General features: G+C 68.8%; 14 protein-coding genes and 1 other RNA gene. 13 read left to right on the top strand and 2 right to left on the bottom strand.

Annotation, left to right across the window (positions count from 1 at the left end; translation table 11 throughout):
- Positions 1 to 31: 31 nt before the first annotated feature.
- Positions 32 to 3337 (bottom strand): FHA domain-containing protein, encoded by a 3306-nt coding sequence (locus NBG84_RS29140; protein ID WP_250922601.1) that lies wholly within the window; start codon positions 3335 to 3337, stop codon positions 32 to 34.
- 489 nt (positions 3338 to 3826) lie between these two features.
- Between NBG84_RS29140 and NBG84_RS29135 the strand changes: the two genes are divergently transcribed.
- The 4 genes from NBG84_RS29135 (at position 3827) to NBG84_RS29120 (ending at position 9388) form a co-directional block, all read left to right on the top strand.
- Positions 3827 to 5590, top strand: a complete 1764-nt coding sequence (locus NBG84_RS29135; protein WP_250922600.1) for a serine/threonine-protein kinase — start codon at positions 3827 to 3829, stop codon at positions 5588 to 5590.
- 144 nt (positions 5591 to 5734) lie between these two features.
- Positions 5735 to 6985 (top strand): serine/threonine-protein kinase, encoded by a 1251-nt coding sequence (locus NBG84_RS29130; protein WP_250922599.1) that lies wholly within the window; start codon positions 5735 to 5737, stop codon positions 6983 to 6985.
- A gap of 82 nt (positions 6986 to 7067) precedes the next feature.
- Positions 7068 to 8174 (top strand): peptide chain release factor 2, encoded by a 1107-nt coding sequence (gene prfB / locus NBG84_RS29125; protein ID WP_250922598.1) that lies wholly within the window; start codon positions 7068 to 7070, stop codon positions 8172 to 8174.
- A gap of 500 nt (positions 8175 to 8674) precedes the next feature.
- Positions 8675 to 9388 (top strand): hypothetical protein, encoded by a 714-nt coding sequence (locus NBG84_RS29120; RefSeq protein WP_250922597.1) that lies wholly within the window; start codon positions 8675 to 8677, stop codon positions 9386 to 9388.
- 222 nt (positions 9389 to 9610) lie between these two features.
- Here NBG84_RS29120 and NBG84_RS29115 read toward each other — a convergent pair whose 3' ends face one another.
- On the bottom strand, positions 9611 to 9802 hold the full coding sequence (locus tag NBG84_RS29115; RefSeq protein WP_250922596.1) for a hypothetical protein: 192 nt from the start codon (positions 9800 to 9802) through the stop codon (positions 9611 to 9613).
- A 315-nt stretch (positions 9803 to 10117) separates the two neighbouring features.
- Between NBG84_RS29115 and ftsE the strand changes: the two genes are divergently transcribed.
- The 9 genes from ftsE (at position 10118) to NBG84_RS29070 (ending at position 18034) form a co-directional block, all read left to right on the top strand.
- Positions 10118 to 10807, top strand: a complete 690-nt coding sequence (gene ftsE / locus NBG84_RS29110) for a cell division ATP-binding protein FtsE (protein ID WP_250922595.1) — start codon at positions 10118 to 10120, stop codon at positions 10805 to 10807.
- Positions 10808 to 10868: 61 nt separating this feature from the next.
- Positions 10869 to 11789: a permease-like cell division protein FtsX gene (gene ftsX / locus NBG84_RS29105; RefSeq protein WP_250922594.1), complete on the top strand. Its 921-nt coding sequence runs from the start codon at positions 10869 to 10871 to the stop codon at positions 11787 to 11789.
- A 67-nt stretch (positions 11790 to 11856) separates the two neighbouring features.
- Positions 11857 to 13017 carry a S41 family peptidase gene (locus tag NBG84_RS29100; protein WP_250922593.1) on the top strand — a complete coding sequence of 387 codons (1161 nt, stop codon included), beginning with the start codon at positions 11857 to 11859 and terminating at the stop codon, positions 13015 to 13017.
- An 18-nt stretch (positions 13018 to 13035) separates the two neighbouring features.
- Complete coding sequence (gene smpB / locus NBG84_RS29095; protein ID WP_250922592.1) at positions 13036 to 13515, top strand: SsrA-binding protein SmpB; 480 nt, start codon at positions 13036 to 13038, stop codon at positions 13513 to 13515.
- A 123-nt stretch (positions 13516 to 13638) separates the two neighbouring features.
- Positions 13639 to 14033, top strand: a transfer-messenger RNA (tmRNA) gene (ssrA, locus tag NBG84_RS29090).
- A 257-nt stretch (positions 14034 to 14290) separates the two neighbouring features.
- A complete protein-coding gene (locus NBG84_RS29085) occupies positions 14291 to 15523 on the top strand; it encodes a serine hydrolase domain-containing protein (protein WP_250922591.1) in 1233 nt (410 codons plus the stop codon).
- Between the two features lie 142 nt (positions 15524 to 15665).
- Positions 15666 to 16268 (top strand): CGNR zinc finger domain-containing protein, encoded by a 603-nt coding sequence (locus NBG84_RS29080; RefSeq protein ID WP_250922590.1) that lies wholly within the window; start codon positions 15666 to 15668, stop codon positions 16266 to 16268.
- 216 nt (positions 16269 to 16484) lie between these two features.
- On the top strand, positions 16485 to 17072 hold the full coding sequence (locus NBG84_RS29075; protein ID WP_250922589.1) for a sigma-70 family RNA polymerase sigma factor: 588 nt from the start codon (positions 16485 to 16487) through the stop codon (positions 17070 to 17072).
- A complete protein-coding gene (locus NBG84_RS29070; protein ID WP_250922588.1) occupies positions 17069 to 18034 on the top strand; it encodes an anti-sigma factor family protein in 966 nt (321 codons plus the stop codon). Before NBG84_RS29075 ends, NBG84_RS29070 begins: the two co-directional genes overlap by 4 nt.
- Positions 18035 to 18051 lie beyond the last annotated feature (17 nt).

The raw sequence follows: 18051 nt of genomic DNA, 5'->3' as shown, positions 1-18051 counted from the left end.
GTCCCGTCAAAGGACATGAATACCCGCGGCGTTAGGGATGTATGAGAGTGAGTGGTGACAGCGGCCGCGCGTCGACCAGGCTGGCCGCCCGCTCCAGCGCGCTGGCCAGCAGCGCGAGATCGGTTGGCCCATTGCCCAGTTCCCGTACGGGCCGGCGCGTCGGCGGATCGCCCATCCGTTCCCACTCCAGGGGGACGACGGTGGGGCGCAGGGTCGCCGTACGGGGAATGCGCCCGGTGACCCGGCCGCTCTGGAACGGGGTCTCGCGCCCATCCGGGTGGCTCAGCCGGCCCCGGCCCGGGGCGGGCTCCCCCGGCCCGGGGTTGACGGGCGGGGCGTCGAGGACGGCGCGCAGTCGGGTGCCGCGCGCCAACTCGGTGTCGGCCGTGTACTCGGGGCGGGCGGAGGTGGCGATGAGATGGACGCCGAGCCGGCCGCCGTCGCGTGCCACCGCCTCCAGCGCCCGGACGACCGAACCCGCCGCCGGACGGCCCGTACTCCCCAGGGCCGGGGCCACCAGCGCGTCGAAGTCATCGACGAGAACGACCAGTCGGGGCAGGGGGCGTTCGGTGGTGGTGGCGGTGACGTTGCCACGCCCGCCGGGACGCAGGCGCAGGGTGCCGCTGGGTGGGGAGTCGAGATCGCCGTGCGGGTGGCCGCCCGACCCGTTGGCCGTGGGCGGCGGAGAGGCCGTGGCCGCACTGTGGTGCCCGCGGGGCGGTGGGAGGCTTGATCCGCTCTGTTCGGCGGCGCTGGACGGGCGCTGACCGACCCTGCGGCCCGCCAGCTGACGGCCCTGCTGCCCTGCGGTGAAGCTCGCGCCCCCCAGGATCTCCGCCCGCCGCTTCAACTCGGCGCCGAGCGCCTGAGCGAAGGCGCGCATGCGCAGCGGGTCGCTGGCGACCAGATGGTCGAAGGCATGCGGAAGCTCGGTGCAGGCCGCGAGGCCGTCGCCGCGCTCCCCGCCGGCTCCGTCGACCAGCAGCAGACCGAGTCGGTCGGGGCGGGCGGCGGATGCGAGGGACGCGGCGATGGAGCGCAGCAGCTCGGTGCGACCGCTACCGGGCGGACCTTCGATCAGCAGATGTGGCTCGTCCGCGGTCAGATTGATGGTGAGCGGACCGCGCGGGCCAGCGCCGAGCACCGCGGTGCCGTCCGGCCAGCGGCCCTCGACCTGATCCACGGGCCTGCCCGGTCGCCCATCGGCCGACGCGGGAGGGGGCTGGCCGGCTTTCTGGGCCATATCGGTGGCCGATGCCCAACGCGCCATCAGGGAAGCGGGAGTGGCGCGGGCGAGTCCCAGTTCGTCCAGGAGACGGGCGGAGCGGGGGAGCGCGGCGGCCCGCCCGGGGCCCGTGTCGGACCCCGCGGGGCCTTCGGTGCGCAGCGGGGCGAGGGCTCGGGCGAAGCGCTCGGCCCAGGCCGCCGAAACGGCGTCCACCGCTGCCAGGGTGCCTTGTCCGGCGGGCAGCCCGCCGGCCGTCCGCAGCAGTCGCAGGGCGGTGGCCACATCGCCGCTGAGCATGGCGACCGCCCCGCACTCACGGAAGGCGAGCGATGCCGCGCACGCCGTCTCATAGGTCGCGGCGATCGGTGAGTGGGGGGAGGCCGGCGGTGTCTCGGCCAGCACGATCAGATGGATACCGGTCGCCCGGCCGGTGCTCGCGAGCCGTGCGGTCGCCTCCCGCAGCGCTGCCGAGCCCGGATCGCCGTCGACGATGACGACGGTACGTCCTCCGACATGCCGCCCGGCGGCTTCCGCCACGGCTCGCGGGTCGGCGCTTGGCCAGCCCGGGCCCAGCGGGCCGTCGTCCAACCGGCGCGTCAACTCGGCGGTACGCGCCGCGGCCTGGTCGCGGTCGTACGCCAGCAGCATGCGACAGTCCTGGCCGTGGGCTGGCCGCAGCTGGGGCAGCCAGCCGAGCCACGCCCACTCGGCCCTGCGTTCGTCCAGGCTGCGGGAGCGATCGGCACTGATCAGTACGATCTCCAGCTCGGTGGGGGAGTGCGCGGCCGCGAGCTGTGCGACCGCCCAGCGGGCCAACCCGGCCAGGCGGGCCCGGGGCCCTGCGAGACCGAGGGAGCCCGCCTCCCGCAATCCGACGGTCACCGGTACCGAGGGCAGCCCGTCCCGATCGTCCGTGCCGAGCCGGAGCACCAGTGACTCGGGGTGCGCCGGACCACGCTCCCAGAGCCGGGGCCCCGGGCCGAGCGCGGTCAGGAGCACGGCGGCGGGATCGGGCCAGCGCTCGGCGGTGAACCGCCCGGACAGCTCTGATCTCGCGGCGGGTACGGAAGGTCCCGAAACTGGCCATTCCGGGGGGTAGTCGACCGCGGCGGCACCCGCGGTCTCGTCCCTGCCCCCGGCCAGCCGCCGCGCCCAGGCGCCTATGCCCCGCTTGCGCCCGCCGCGACCCTCCTGCCCGCCCTGGCCACCGGGACCCTCGGTTCCCGCGCTGTCCAGCGGGCGGGAGTGCACCGGGGCAGCCGGGCCGGGGAGCGTGGGCTGGTACTGCGGGGGTACCCGGCTGCCGTCGAAGAGAGCTTGGGCCGGGTGGTCCGGATGGCCGGAGTCCGTGATGGGCGGGGGTCCCCACCCGGGCTCCGCCGGACGCTGCTCACGGCTGGAGTCATCCAGGGGATCGACGAAGGAGACACCGTCGGGTACGCGGAGGTGGCCCTCCCCGTCCGGGTCGGTCGACAGAGCCGGTGCGGGAGTGCCGGGAGCCAGGCGCAGCGCGGATTCCCCCAACCGCAGCAGCGCGCCCGCGGGCAGTCGCACCGGGCGGGGGCCCACGGGCCTGCCGTCCAGCGTGGTGCCATTGGTCGAGCCGAGGTCGGCGACCGTCACCCGGCCGTCTTCCTCGACCGTCACCGAACAGTGCAGCCGGGAGACATCGGGGTCGTCCAGCGCGACATCCGCGTCGGCCGAGCGCCCCACACTGATCTGCCCGCCGTGCAGGAGGTGGACCCCACCCGCGTCCGGGCCCGCGACGACATGGAGCTGTGCGGGGGCTTCCGCGCCGGGCGGCTCCGTCTCGCCGGGGCACTGGAAGGACAGCACCGCGCCATCGATCAGTGGTGGCTCGCCGAGGATGTGGCGCTGGGCGTCGAGCCGCTCCTGTCCCACGTACAAGACGACGGCACCGGATATGTCCGGGCCCGCGGCGGCGGTCGCCAGACCGGACGCCACGGCTCCGAGAGCCGTGCCGGCGGGCGCGGTGACGAGCACATCGCAGCCACGGGCGCGGGCCGGTCCGGCCTGCCCCGCTGCGGTCCCACCCGCCGCCGCGGACTGCCCGGCACGCGGCGCGAGAACGGTCAGCCGGATCTGCATCGCCGTCTGCAATCCCTTCTGCACGGGGTACCCGGCAGGGGAGCCGCCTCCGATTGCCCCCACCCGGCAGGTCGACACAGAGCACCAGGGCTCCCGTCCCACGGCTCCGTGCTTGAGGCATCCTCGCACCTGCTACTGACAACGCGCCCGGCAACCGGCGATAAGTGATCTTGAATGATCCTATCCGGACGGAAAAGTGCCTGGTTGGGTCAGCAAGCGTCAGGACTGTGTTGTGTACGGCACGCCAGTTCGGCAACCTTCCGTACTCCCTTCGCGTCTTTGCTGCGGACACCACACGGCCGCACCCGCGGCGCATTGCGGCTACGGGACCGGTACTCCACCGGCCCGTACCGGACCGGACCAGCGGAGAAGACCCGCGGACAACCGGCCGGCGACTTGTGCGGCGGCATTAAAGTGGGTCGGACACCCGGGCGGCGTCATAGTGGGCCCGGACCACGCAAGGACCACGATCAGCAGGGAGCGCATGACGTGCGGCCTGTAGGCAGCAAGTACCTCCTGGAGCAGCCACTCGGCCGCGGAGCCACCGGCACCGTCTGGCGTGCCAGGCAGCGCGAGACCGCGGGCGCCGAGGCGGCGGTGCCGGGCCAGCCCGGCGAGACGGTCGCGATCAAGGTCCTCAAGGAGGAGCTGGCGAACGACGCGGACATCGTGATGCGCTTTTTGCGCGAGCGTTCCGTACTGCTCCGCCTGACCCACCCGAACATCGTGCGGACCCGTGACCTGGTCGTCGAGGGCGATCTCCTCGCCCTGGTCATGGATCTGATCGACGGCCCCGACCTCCACCGCTATCTCCGGGACAACGGCCCCTTCACCCCGGTCGCCGCCTCCCTGCTGACGGCCCAGGTCGCCGACGCCCTCGCCGCCAGCCATTCCGACGGGGTCGTCCACCGTGACCTCAAGCCGGCGAACGTCCTGCTGAAAACGGACGCCGACGGACAGATGCATCCGATGCTGACCGACTTCGGCATCGCCCGCCTCGCTGACTCCCCGGGCCTGACCCGTACCCATGAGTTCGTGGGCACCCCGGCCTATATCGCCCCCGAGTCCGCCGAAGGCCGCCCGCAGACCTCCGCCGTCGACATCTACGGTGCCGGCATCCTGCTGTACGAGCTGGTCACCGGCCGTCCGCCGTTCGCCGGCGGCACCGCGCTCGAAGTGCTCCACCGCCATCTGAGCGAGGAACCCCGGCGCCCCACCACCGTGCCCGAGCCGCTGTGGACGGTCATAGAGCGCTGCCTGCGCAAGGAGCCGGGCGAGCGCCCCAGCGCGGTCAACCTCGCCCGCGCGCTGCGCACCGTCGCCGCCGGTGTCGGGGTGCACTCCAGCGGTGCCCAGGTCGACGCCGCCCTCGGAGTGGCCGCCCTGCTCGCGCCCGACCCCGCGCCGGCCCAGGTCCCCGAGACCCCCGGAGCGGCCGCCCCGACCCAGATGCTGCCCAACACCGGATCGCCCGGCGGTTACGACCCCAACGCCGCGACCAGCGTGATGCAGCAGACCGGCTCCCCCTCGGGCGCCGCCGACCCGACGAGCGTTCTGCCGCGCGCCGGGGCGTCCGATCCGACCGCGATGATGCCGCCGGTGCCGCCGCGCCCCGACGGTTCTCCCGGGTCCCAGGACCCGCACCCCTGGCAATCCCAGCTCCAGGCGGCGCGCGATCGCAATGACCAGACCCAGGTCCAGTACCTGGACCCGAGTCAGGACCCGCTGCGCCGCCGCCCCCAGCGTCAGCAGCCGCAGCAGCCTCCGCAACCACCGCACTCTCCCCAGCAGCAGCACCAACAGCAGCAGCAGCAGCAGTACGCGCCGCCTCCGCCGCAGCCGCAACCGCGGCGGGCCAGGCCGCAACCTCAGCCTCGCCAGCAGCAGCGCCCGCAGCCGCCCCAGCGCCAGCAGTACGCACCCCAGCCATACTCACCTCCGCAGCAGCCTCAGCAACCACAGCAGCCTCAACCGCCAGCCCCGCGTCAGCCCAGGCAGCGCAGTTCCAACCCCATGCGTATTCCTGGACTCGGCTGCCTCAAGGGCTGTCTGTTCTCGATCCTCATGCTGGTTGTCGCGGGCTGGCTGATCTGGGAGCTGACCCCCGTTCAGGGCTGGATCGCCGATGGAAAGAGCTACTGGGACGCGATTGGTGACGGCGTCACCAATGTGACGGACTGGATTTCCGAACTCGGCGCTTCCGACTCGACCACAAACGAGCCCAACACCAATAACCCGGACACCGGGCAGTAGCCACCACTCCCCACGGCCGAGTGGATTTATCGACTTCCGCGGGCAAAAACCGCCCGCGGAAGTGAAGGTTGGTGTCATCTGGGGCGCGCGGTTGCCATAACCACGCGTACGTTATGGACAACGCCAGCCGCTGAGGGAGCAGTCTTGGCACGGAACATCGGTAGCCGGTACACGGCGCACCAGATCCTCGGTCGGGGCAGTGCGGGCACGGTCTGGGCAGGGGACGGGCCTGACGGGCCCGTCGCCATCAAGCTGTTGCGCGAAGACCTCGCCTCGGACCAGGAACTGGTTGGACGCTTCGTCCAGGAGCGCACAGCCCTGCTGAGCCTGGACCACCCCAGCGTCGTCGCCGTTCGCGATCTCGTCGTCGACGGCAATGACCTCGCCCTGGTCATGGAGCTGGTCCGGGGCACCGATCTGCGCACCCGTCTGGACCGGGAGCGCAGGCTCGCCCCCGAGGCGGCGGTGGCGATCATCGCGGACGTCGCCGATGGACTGGCCGCCGCCCATGCGGCCCAGATCGTCCACCGGGACGTCAAGCCCGAGAACATCCTGCTCAACATGGAAGGGGAGCTCGGCCCCGGCGGAGCCCACCCGGCCCTGCTCACCGACTTCGGTGTCGCCAAGCTGATCGACACCCCGGGCCGCACCAAGTCGACCCGCATCATCGGCACCCCGGACTACCTCGCTCCCGAGATAGTCGAGGGGCTCCCACCGCGGGCCGCGGTCGACATCTACGCCCTCGCCACCGTCCTCTATGAACTCCTCGCGGGCTTCACCCCGTTCGGCGGGGGGCATCCTGGGGCGGTACTGCGCCGCCATGTCACCGAGACGGTCGTCCCCCTGCCGGGCATCCCGGAGGAGCTGTGGCAGCTGATCGTCCAGTGCCTGGCCAAGGCCCCCGCCTCCCGGCTGCGCGCCTCCGAGGTGGCGGCCCGGCTGCGTGAACTGCTGCCGCTGCTGTCCGGCCTGCCTCCGCTGGACGTCGACGAGCCCGACTCCGAGCCGCCCGCCGAACCCTACGAGGAAGCCGTTCCCGAACCCACCGGCGAGGTGCGCCGCCGTGGCGCGGTCCCGCTCGTGCCCGGCGGGCCCCCGGCCGACTCCAACCGCGACACCCACACCTCCATGCGCGTCCCCGCCCCGGACGAGCTCGCCGGTGGGGCGTACGGCACCGCCCGCGCGCCACGAACCCCGGGCCAGCCCCGCCCCGGCTCGGCCCGCAACAAGCAGACCGCCAGTCGGGCCAGTGCGGTGCGTAAGCGACGGATCACCCTGGGTGCGGCCGCTGTCGCGGTGATCGCCGCGGTGAGCGTCGGCGGCTGGCTCGCGACGGGTGACGGCGAAGCCGAACCGCCCCCGAGAGACTCCAAGTCCTCCACCGCGGAGCCCTAGAAGCCGACCCTGGTGGGGTGGCGAAAGCCGCTGCCAAACCCTGGCGGACGGGTAAGTTGCACCCAGCCGTTACGCTGGACCCGTGGCAGTCGTCGATGTATCTGAAGAGCTGAAGTCCCTCTCCTCGACCATGGGGTCGATCGAGGCCGTCCTGGACCTCGACAGGATGAGGGCTGACATTGCCGTGCTGGAGGAGCAGGCCGCAGCCCCGTCCCTGTGGGACGACCCGGAAGCGGCGCAGAAAATCACCAGCAAGCTCTCCCACCTCCAGGCGGAGCTGCGCAAGGTCGAGGCTCTCCGCAGCCGGATCGATGATCTGTCCGTGCTCTTCGAACTGGCCGAGGCCGAGGACGACGCGGACACGCTCGCCGAGGCCGAGTCCGAGCTGGTGGATGTCCGCAAGGCACTGGAAGAGATGGAAGTGCGCACCCTTCTCTCCGGCGAGTACGACGAGCGTGAGGCGCTGGTCAACATCCGCGCGGAAGCCGGCGGAGTGGACGCGTCCGACTTCGCCGAGCGGCTCCAGCGCATGTATCTGCGCTGGGCCGAGCGCCATGGGTACTCGACCGAGGTCTATGAGACGTCGTTCGCCGAGGAGGCCGGCATCAAGTCGACCACCTTTGTGGTCAAGGCCCCCTATGCCTATGGCACCCTCTCGGTCGAGCAGGGCACTCACCGGCTGGTGCGCATCTCCCCCTTCGACAACCAGGGCCGCCGCCAGACGTCCTTCGCCGGCGTCGAGGTGCTCCCCGTGGTCGAGCAGAGCGACCACGTCGAGATCGACGAGTCCGAACTGCGGATCGATGTCTACCGCGCCTCGGGCCCCGGTGGTCAGGGAGTGAACACCACCGACTCGGCGGTTCGCATCACCCACCTGCCGACCAACATCGTGGTCTCCTGCCAGAACGAGCGCTCGCAGATCCAGAACAAGGCGAGTGCGATGAACGTCCTCCAGGCGAAGCTGCTGGAGCGCCGCCGCCATGAGGAGCAGGCGAGGATGGACGCCCTCAAGGGCGACGGCGGCAACTCCTGGGGCAACCAGATGCGCTCCTACGTTCTGCACCCCTACCAGATGGTCAAGGATCTGCGCACAGAGTTCGAGGTCGGCAATCCGCAGTCCGTTCTGGATGGCGAGATCGACGGTTTCCTGGAGGCGGGCATCCGCTGGCGGAAGCGCCAGGACCGCTAGCACAAGTCCTCTCGTAAGAGAAAGATGCCGGCCCCCCCGCCTGGGGGTGCCGGCACTTGTGCGTGGGCGGCGGCTTCCCGCTCTGCCTGAGGGTCACCGGGGGAGGTCGCCGTGTCCCGATGGTGCGGCAGTCACGTCGAGTGCGGAACGGGGCCGTTTCAAGGAACCGAGGCTCCAGCGTGGTTGTCATACCAGTCGGTGAATTCGCCAACGCAAGCGCGGTATTGAGCTTCTACTCGCTTTGTCGATAAGGCAATCAGTAACTCATGGGCCGTCAGTTTCCTTATGTGTCACAGTTCTATCGCCCCTGCTCAGGCAACCTGCCTCATACCGGACATCGCACGCGCAACCGCCTTGACGCGTCCGCGAAAACTGGGAAGGCTAACGCGCGGCAGACGCATTTTCGGGGCTCATAAGGACGGGGAAGAGCCCAACTCCCTGTGGTTGAAGCCCCGACGCGCTGCACTACTTCACGAATAGCTACTGGGGGTAGCAGCTACATGACCAAGAAGACGCGCATCCGCGTGGCGCGGATTGTCGCCGGCGCGGTGGTCGCTGCCGGTGCGTCGCTGACCGCCGCGGGCGTCGCCTCAGCCGTCGGTGCGGACACCGACGCCGGTATCGGTATCGACGCTCGGGTTGACGACACCCCGCCCAGCCCCAGCCCGTCCGTGCCCACGACCATTCCGGATCCCAGTTCCTCCGGTCCGGGTCCTGGTCCGAGCAACAGCGGCCCCGGTCCGAGCCCGAGCAACACCGGTCCGGGTCCGAGCCCGAGCAACACCGGCCCTGGTCCGAGCCCGAGCAACACGCCTCCGAAGCCGACCCCGAGCAACACCCCTCCGAAGCCGACTCCGAGCAACACGCCTCCGGGTTCGAGCCCGAGCAGCACCCCTCCGGGTACGGGTCCGAGCCCGAGCAGCACTGTCCCCGGCCAGACCACCGGTGGCAACAACGGCGGTAGCACCGATGGCGGGGACGACGGTGGCGCGGGTACCTGCACCGTCGACCTCGACGGCGCCGAGTGCACCGACAACACGGACACCAACAACGCCGGCTCCCAGCCGGTCGAGCAGGGCAAGGCCAAGGAAGAGCTGGCCGAGACGGGAGCCCTGGAGACCACCTACCTGGTCGTCGGCGCTGCCACCATGATCGCCGGTGGCATCGGATTCCGCTTTATGCCCCGGCTCGTCGGCGGACGCACTGCTGCCTGATCCAGACGATGTCCAGCCGCGCCGTCCGAGACGGCGGCGCATCCCAGGGCCATCGGCTGCCGTCGATCGGCTCGGGCTTCGTTGAAGCGGCCTGAGACGCACACCACGCGTACGGGCCCGGTGTAACACAGCGCACAGGAGCGATCTCGCTCAGCGAGAAGGGCCCGGGGTGTGGCACAACACCCCGGGCCCTTCCTTGCGCGCTCCAGAGGCTCAGTAGCCCTACGCGGTCTGGGTCGCCAGCACGGCCAGTGCGGCGATCAACACCACCAGCAACGTCAACAACGCCACCGGATTGAGTCCGCCGAACGGGCCCTCTTGCTGGAGCCGCTCGCGGTTGGCCCGACAGACCTGGCAGCGACCCTCGGAGACGGGGGCCGCGCAGTTGGCGCACACCAGTCGGTCATAGGTCATGCGCTCTCCTCCTCCCGCGCGCCGGAGCCGCAGACGCGGACCGTGAGCACAGATCACTTCAGATAACGCTTAGGGAAACGCGACTGTTCCCTACCACTGTGCCAGCTCGCGCGCCTTTCGGCGCGCCCCATCGGATCGCATAAAGTCGGCATAAGCGCGCACGCGTTCCCCGCGCGTCATGATCGGTGCGCGCGGCAGGACAAAGTACCGGACGAAGTACGGGACAAACTGCGCATCCCAGGCCGCTAGCTGCCTCCGTCAGTTCCGTTCGCGTAAGGTCACGCACACCTACTCCCGGCCGACCGTGGTGCACCTGTGATCCGATTCGACAGAGTCTCCAAGAGCTACCCCAAGCAGAACCGCCCCGCCCTGTGCGATGTCACGCTGGACATCCAGAAGGGGGAGTTCGTCTTCCTCGTGGGCTCGTCAGGTTCCGGAAAGTCGACGTTCCTGCGGCTGATCCTGCGCGAGGAGCGAGCCAGCGAAGGGCTGGTGCACGTCCTGGGCAAGGACCTCGCCAAACTCTCCAACTTCAAGGTGCCTCATATGCGCCGCCAGTTGGGCACCGTCTTCCAGGATTTCCGACTGCTGCCCAACAAGACCGTCGCCGAGAACGTGGCGTTCGCGCAAGAGGTCATCGGCAAGCCGCGCGGGGAGATCCGCAAGGCCGTCCCCCAGGTCCTCGACCTCGTCGGGCTCGGCGGCAAGGAAGGCCGGATGCCCGGTGAGCTGTCCGGCGGTGAGCAGCAGCGCGTCGCCATCGCGCGGGCCTTCGTCAACCGCCCGATGCTCCTGATCGCCGATGAGCCCACCGGCAACCTCGACCCGCAGACCTCCGTGGGCATCATGAAGCTGCTGGACCGCATCAACCGCACGGGAACCACCGTGGTGATGGCGACCCACGACCAGAACATCGTCGACCAGATGCGCAAGCGTGTGATCGAGTTGGAGCAGGGACGCCTCGTACGTGACCAGGCGCGTGGCGTCTACGGCTACCAGCACTGAGCCGTCCGCGGCCGCAGGTAGTGAGCCAGTAAGAGCAGCAAGGAAAGGCTGAACGCACGCGATGCGCGCCCAGTTCGTACTGTCGGAGATCGGCGTCGGTCTTCGCCGCAATCTCACCATGACCTTCGCCGTCATCGTCTCCGTGGCCCTCTCGCTCGCGCTCTTCGGTGGCGCGCTCCTGATGAGCCAGCAGGTCAATACGATGAAGGACTTCTGGTACGACAAGGTCAATGTCTCGATCTTCCTCTGCAACAAGAACGACGCGAAGACATCACCTCGCCAATGCTCCAAGGGCGCCATCACCGGGCAGCAGAAGCAGCAGATCGAAGCCGATCTGCAGAAGATGGACATTGTCGAGACCGTCCACAAGGAGTCCGCGGAGCAGGCGTACAAGCTCTACAAGGAGGAGTACGGCGACACTCCGATCGCGGCCACGATCACCCCGGACCAGATGCAGGATTCCTTCCGCGTCAAGCTCAAGGACCCGGAGAAGTACAAGGTGGTCGCATCCGCCTTCGACGGTCGCGCGGGTGTTCATTCCGTGCGCGACCAGCGGGACATCGTGGAGAACCTCTTCTCCCTGATGAACGGAATGCGGGTCGCGGCCCTGTGCGTGATGGCGCTCATGCTGGTCATCGCGATGATGCTGATCGTCAACACGGTGCGGGTTTCGGCGTTCAGCCGTAGGCGTGAGACCGGCATCATGCGTCTGGTGGGCGCGTCCAGTTTCTATATTCAGATGCCGTTCATCATGGAGGCGGCTTTCGCCGGACTTCTTGGTGGAGTGGTCGCCTGTGCCTTCCTTCTGCTGGGCCGCTATTTCCTTATCGACAACGGCCTGGCACTCTCCGAGAAGATGCAGCTCGTCGAATTCATCGGCTGGGACGCTGTATTGACCAAGCTCCCCCTGGTCCTGGTGATCAGTCTGGTGATGCCCGCCCTTGCTGCTTTCGTCGCTTTGCGCAAGTACCTCAAGGTGTGACGAGCGCCCCGGGCGTCGTACGAACAACCTCCGTACGACGCCCTTCGCTTGTCCTAGACTCAACGCCATGTCGGGCCCGGAAGTCTGTCTACTGCCCCGCCGCATTCGCCGCGGGGCCGCCCTGACATTGGTTTTCGCAACCGTTCTCGCCACCGCTGCGGCCACCAACGCGCTGCCTCATGACGGGGATGTCGAGCAATCGCGCACCCTGGCCGCACGGCCCGCCGGAGCGACCGTCGACCAGGAGGCCGTGGCCCGGGCCGCCGCTGCCGCCGTCGCCGAGGGCAAGTCCGGGGCCAAGGCCGCCGGAGAGGTCGTCAGCCGCAGCGGAGACCGCTGGGGCGCGGTCTATGACCAGCAGGAGTACAAGACGTTTCAGCAGGCCCTGGACGGTGAGTACACCGGTGTCGGACTGTGGGCGCGCCGCTCGGAGGACGGCCGGGTCGAGGTGGCCAAGGTCCAGCCGGGCGGCCCGGCCGACGACGCGGGCGTCAAGGCGGGCGACCGGCTGCGCGCGATCGACGGACTGGCCGTCGACGATCGCCCCGTCACCGATGTGGTCGCGCTGTTGCGCGGCAAGGAGCGCACCCGGGTGAACCTCGGCCTGGAGCGGGCCGACCGTTCTTGGACCAGGACCCTGACCCGTAGGACGCTGTCCACCGAATCCGTCACGGTGCGGCATCTCAGGGGCGGCGCGGTGATGATCAGAGTCGCGGCCTTCACCAGGGGCTCGGGCGCCCGGGTGCAGGAAGCCGTACGGCGGGCCCCGCACGGCGCCGGTGTCCTCCTCGATCTCCGGGGCAATGCCGGCGGTCTGGTCACCGAGGCCGTCGCCGCGGCCTCCGCCTTCCTGGACGGCGGCCTGGTCGCCACCTATGACATGCGCGGCGATCAGCAAGCCCTCTACGCCGACCCCGGCGGCGATACGGACCGCCCGGTGGTCGCCCTCGTCGACGGCGGCACGATGAGCGCGGCCGAGCTCGTCACGGGAGCGCTCCAGGACCGGGGCCGCGCGATCACCGTGGGCTCCCGCACCTTCGGCAAGGGCTCGGTGCAGATGCCGAGCACCCTGCCGGACGGCTCGGTGGCCGAACTGACCGTCGGGCACTACCGCACCCCCTCGGGCCAGAGCGTCGACGGCGAGGGCATCACACCCGACGTCGCCGCCGATCACGGTGCCGAAGAACAGGCCCAAACAGTATTGGGTGGCCTCGGCACCGGGTCGTAGTGCGAAAATGGCCACACTATGGCTAAGGAAAAAGGGCGCAAGCTGATCGCGCAGAACAAGAAGGCGCGACACGATTACCACATCATCGACACCTACGAGTGCGGTCTCGTGCTGACCGGTACCGAGGTGAAGTCGTTGCGCCAGGGGCGGGCGTCGCTGGCGGACGGCTTCGTCCAGATCGATGGCCACGAGGCGTGGCTGCACCATGTGCACATCCCCGAGTACAGCCAGGGCACCTGGACCAACCACAGCGCGCGGCGCCGGCGGAAGCTCCTGATGCACCGGGCGGAGATCGACAAGCTGGAGTCCAAGTCCCAGGAGACCGGCCATACGATCATCCCTCTCGCCCTGTACTTCAAGGACGGCCGGGCCAAGGTCGAGATCGCACTGGCGCGGGGCAAGAAGGAGTACGACAAGCGCCAGACCCTGCGGGAACGTCAGGACCAGCGCGAGGCTGACAAGGTCATGTCGGCGGTCCGCCGCCGTCAGCAGGCCTGATCAGGGACCGCCGCCGAGGGCCCGCCCGCGGCGCCGCCGGGAATACGCTGGCACCCGCCCGGGTTGGTCACGTACGATGGCACCAGTCCTCCACAGCGAGGGCGAGCTTTGAAAAATCAACATGGGGATGATCGGTTTCGACAGCGGATGTCGAAGCAGGAGAAGCGAGCCGAGGAAGCGGCAATGATCTCGTAAACCATATGTCGCAAACAATAATCGCCGATTCCAAGCGCGATTCCTCCGAAGCCTTCGCCCTCGCTGCCTAATAAGCAGTAAGAGCGAACCTTCACTCATGGAGCGTTAGCCCGGGGCTGTTCCCGACCCGGTTCCTGACGTCATCAAGGGAACTAAACCTCTAGGCCCGGTCACGGGGTCAAGAGGGAAATCAAACAGTGGCTGAGCCCGTCGGAGACTTGTCCGCGTGATCTCCGGGGCCGAGAAAATCGTAGCGGACTGCGCTCGGAGAAGTCCTGATTCTGCACCGTTGGACGCGGGTTCGATTCCCGCCATCTCCACCACCCCATGTGTAAAAAGACCCCCTGACCTGCGAGAACTTCGCTAGGGCAGGGGGTCTTCTGCATGCCGTGGCTCTTGCGTGCCGTGGGAAGGGCGGTCGGGGGTGCCCCAGGCAGGGGCCGGTGCTTGTGCCGTGGGGGTTCGTGGGATGAGAGTTCACCCTTCCGGGTGCAACCCACAGCCCCGCCCGTGCGTATAGCTGATGCCGGTGTCCGCATCCGCGGCGCGGCTCGCTTCGGAGCACGGGAGAAGAACACAGATGGTCTCAGGCAAGGTGGTGAGGGGCACGGCGCTGGGCGCCGCGCTGTTGGCTCCGCTCGCGGTCCTCGTACCCGCGGGGACCGCGGCAGCCGAGGTGAAGGCGGCGCCCGCCGCCGTCTCGGCTGCCGCGCCGGCCCCCGATCTCGGGGCCCTGCGGGCGGCCCTGAGTACGGCGCTGAGTCAGGGCGCCCCGGGGGCGATGGCCCGGGTCGATGACGAGGGGACGGTCCACAAGGTCGCCGAAGGCATCGGGGATCGGGCCACCGGGCGGGCCATCGACGCCAATGACCGGTTCCGGGTCGGCAGCGTCAGCAAGTCCTTCACGTCCGTGGTGCTGCTGCAACTGGTCGACGAGGGCGAGTTGGCGCTGGACACCCCCGTCAACACGTATCTGCCGGGGCTGCTGGACGCCCGGATCACCGTGCGCCATCTGCTCAGTCACCGCAGCGGGCTGTACGACTACACCAATGACATGTTCGCCGCGACGGTGCCCGGCTTCGAGGCCGTGCGGAACAGGGTCTTCAGCTATCAGGAGCTCCTTGACCTCTCCCTGGCGAAGCCGCTGACCGTCCAGCCGGGTGCCGCCTACTCCTACTCCAACACCAACTTCGTGGTCGCGGGAATGCTGATCGAGAAGCTGACCGGGAAGCCCGTCGCCCGTGCGTACAGCAAGCGGATCATCAAGCCGCTCAAGCTCACCAACACCTCCTACGTACATCCCCGCACCGCCATCCCCGGCCGTCATATCAAGGGCTATCTGCGGCCCGACGAGGCCGGTGGCGCGCTGGTCGACTCCACCCGGCAGACCGCCTCCTGGGCGCAGAGCGCGGGTGCGGTCATCTCCAGCCCCAAGGATCTGAACACCTTCTTCTCCGCACTCGTCCGGGGGAAGCTGACGTCAGCCGCCCAGCTGGCGCAGATGCAGCAGTGGGCCCCGGTCAACGCCACCCAGGGCTATGGCCTGGGGCTGCGTCGCCGTGATCTGTCCTGCGGTGTGTCGGTGTACGGACACACCGGCACGGTCCAGGGGTACTACACATCGTCCTTCACCTCCCCGGACGGCAAGCGTTCGGTCACCGCGGTCGCCAACACCTCCAACAACGGGACGGTGCTCAACACCCTGCCGCGCACGCTGGAAGCCGTTTTCTGCGGTGCTTCCGCCGCCAAGTCGGTCCGCGGTATCGCCCCCGCTGAGCGCGAGGACATCGCCCCCGACGTCGTACGGGACTGAGCTCCCCGAGGCGCGCGGTCGGATCAGCTACCGATGGAGGGGTTCCGACCGCCCGCTGGGGCAGGCACTCTGGAGGGCGAATACCCGGAAATGACCCTGAGACAGTGACCTGAGGCAGTGACCTTGAGGCGGTGACAGGCGGATGACGGCCGATGCGAACGGTACGACTCCCTACGACTGGCGGTTTGACTCCGGACGTATATGCCTGGATCTCATAGCGACTTCGGACCCCGGCAGCGGTCCGGAGCCGCTCCTCGACAGCCAACTGCTCGGCCGGTGGCTGCTCGGTGTGGGGCTACTGCCCGCCGGGACCTCGGTGAGTCTGGTGGACGGCCCCTGGGCGGTTCGCTTCGTTGATCTACGGCTATGGATCGACCAGGTGATACGAGCGGAACTCGGCGGGCGTTACGCCGATTCGGCGTTGGAACGGGTCAACGCCGTCGCATCCGGCTCCCCGCCGCCGATCAGGGCGGTGCGGAAGGGGAGCGGTCCACTGGTCCGGGCCCTGGGCGCGGCTCCCGAATGCGGGGCGCTACTGGCCGCGGTGGCTCGCGACGCGGTGGATCTGCTCACCGATCCGGACGCGCTCGCACGACTGCGGGAGTGCGAGGGGGAGAGCTGCCGCCGGGTTTATTTGGACACCTCTCGGGGGCGTAGACGACGTTGGTGTTCGAGCGAGGTCTGTGGAAACCGGGAGCGGGTCGCCCGGCATCGGCGCCGGGCGGCGGCGATCGCCCGTGCCTGACGGAGTCTCAATTTGGTGATAAAACGCCCCTAAAGCCTTCATCCCAAAGAGCTGAAAGGCCATCAACTGCCGCCATCCACAACAGAATAGGACCAGTCGGGACCGCCAAGAATCTTGAAAGATTCTTGGCTCGGCTTTGAATGACTCGCCGACCTCCTCCGTAGAGGAGGGGGACAAGCATCAGCCGAAGTCAGGGTCTCGACCGGGAGGTTGCAGGTGCGCAAAGATGCGGCCGTGGCCGATGACCGTCCGCACAGGGCCCGCCATCGCAGCGAGAAACCGCGCTCGGATTCCTCAGTACCTGATGAGGAACTCATGCGCGCGCTCTATCGCGAACATGCGGGACCTCTGCTTGCCTATGTACTACGCCTCGTCGCGGGTGACCGCCAGCGGGCCGAGGACGTCGTACAGGAGACGCTCATCCGTGCCTGGAAGAACGCCGGTCAGCTCAACCGAGCAACTGGCTCTGTCCGACCCTGGCTGGTGACGGTGGCTCGCCGCATCGTCATCGACGGTCACCGCAGCCGGCAGGCCCGGCCGCAGGAGGTTGACCCGTCGCCGCTTGAGGTCATGCCCGCGGAGGACGAGATCGACAAGGCGTTGTGGCTGATGACGCTCGCAGATGCGCTCGATGATTTGACACCCGCCCACCGGGAAGTACTTGTCGAGACGTACTTCAAGGGGCGTACGGTCAATGAAGCGGCCGAGACACTCGGCATACCCAGTGGGACGGTGCGTTCCCGGGTTTTCTACGCACTCCGTTCCATGAAACTCGCACTGGAGGAGAGGGGGGTCACGGCATGACCACGCCTGAGCCGGAGTCCGTGCACGATGCCGTCGGCGCGTATGTGCTCGGCATACTCGACGACGCGGACGTACCGGCGTTCGAGATGCATCTCGCGGGGTGCGATATCTGCGCGACCCACCTTGAGGAGTTCGCCGGCATGGAGCCCATGCTGGCGATGCTGGCCGAGGTGCCGTCCGGCCCGTTCCAGGCGTCAGGGCCCAATGTGGTGAATCTGCCCGGGCCGCGAAACGCCGGCTGGAGCGATCCGTTCCAGCCACCCGCCGGCTATCAGCAGTCCCCACCCGGCTATGCGGGCGCCTCCTCCGGCTACCAGCAGTCGGCGGACGGGTATCCACCGTCGTCGACCGAGTATCCGCAGTCCGCTGCGGGGCAGCAGCCGGCGAGGCCCATTCCGATCATTCCCGCCCCGCCGGGTCCCAAGGTGCTGAACGGCCTGCTCGATGAGGTCGCCGCCAAACGGGCCGCTCGCCGTCGGCGCGGGATGTATCTGATCGCCGCGGCCGCCGCGCTGATCATCGGAGGCCCCGCCGCCGCGGTCCTGGCCACCGCCGACGACTCCGGGGCCAAGACCAAGGTCGAGGCAAAACCAACCTCCCCGGCCGAGGACGCCTTCTTCAACCATATGGACGAGAAGATCAAGGCGACGGACACCAAGACGAACGTCAGCGCGACCGTCGGCATGGAGAAGAAGGGCTGGGGCACCCACACCGTTCTGGAACTCAAGAACGTCAAGGGACCGCTGAAGTGCTCGCTGATCGCCATTTCCAAGACCGGCGAGGAGGAAGTCGTGACCTCCTGGGCGGTTCCGAAGTGGGGTTACGGCATTGTGGACAGCCCCAACAAGTCCGCCAAGAATCCGTTGTACGTGCACGGTGGCGCGGCCATGGAGCGCAATGAGATCGACCGCTTCGAAGTCCGTACCTTCGACAACCAGAAATTGGTGGAAATCGACGCCTGACAGATTCGCCCCCTTCG

It is taken from the genome of Streptomyces albipurpureus, from assembly GCF_023701525.1.
Classification (GTDB): Bacteria; Actinomycetota; Actinomycetes; order Streptomycetales; family Streptomycetaceae; genus Streptomyces; species Streptomyces albipurpureus.
Note: the sequence above shows the minus strand (reverse complement) of the source record. Positions and strands in the feature narration are given on the sequence as shown.

Bases quoted from the DNA above. Each gene is read 5' to 3' on its own strand.
- NBG84_RS29140 (WP_250922601.1), bottom strand. From the start codon at position 3,337: ATGCAGATCCGGCTGACCGTTCTCGCGCCGCGTGCCGGGCAGTCCGCG.
- NBG84_RS29120 (WP_250922597.1), top strand. From the start codon at position 8,675: ATGACCAAGAAGACGCGCATCCGCGTGGCGCGGATTGTCGCCGGCGCG.
- NBG84_RS29115 (WP_250922596.1), bottom strand. From the start codon at position 9,802: ATGACCTATGACCGACTGGTGTGCGCCAACTGCGCGGCCCCCGTCTCC.
- ftsX (WP_250922594.1), top strand. From the start codon at position 10,869: ATGCGCGCCCAGTTCGTACTGTCGGAGATCGGCGTCGGTCTTCGCCGC.
- NBG84_RS29100 (WP_250922593.1), top strand. From the start codon at position 11,857: ATGTCGGGCCCGGAAGTCTGTCTACTGCCCCGCCGCATTCGCCGCGGG.
- smpB (WP_250922592.1), top strand. From the start codon at position 13,036: ATGGCTAAGGAAAAAGGGCGCAAGCTGATCGCGCAGAACAAGAAGGCG.
- NBG84_RS29085 (WP_250922591.1), top strand. From the start codon at position 14,291: ATGGTCTCAGGCAAGGTGGTGAGGGGCACGGCGCTGGGCGCCGCGCTG.
- NBG84_RS29080 (WP_250922590.1), top strand. From the start codon at position 15,666: ATGACGGCCGATGCGAACGGTACGACTCCCTACGACTGGCGGTTTGAC.
- NBG84_RS29070 (WP_250922588.1), top strand. From the start codon at position 17,069: ATGACCACGCCTGAGCCGGAGTCCGTGCACGATGCCGTCGGCGCGTAT.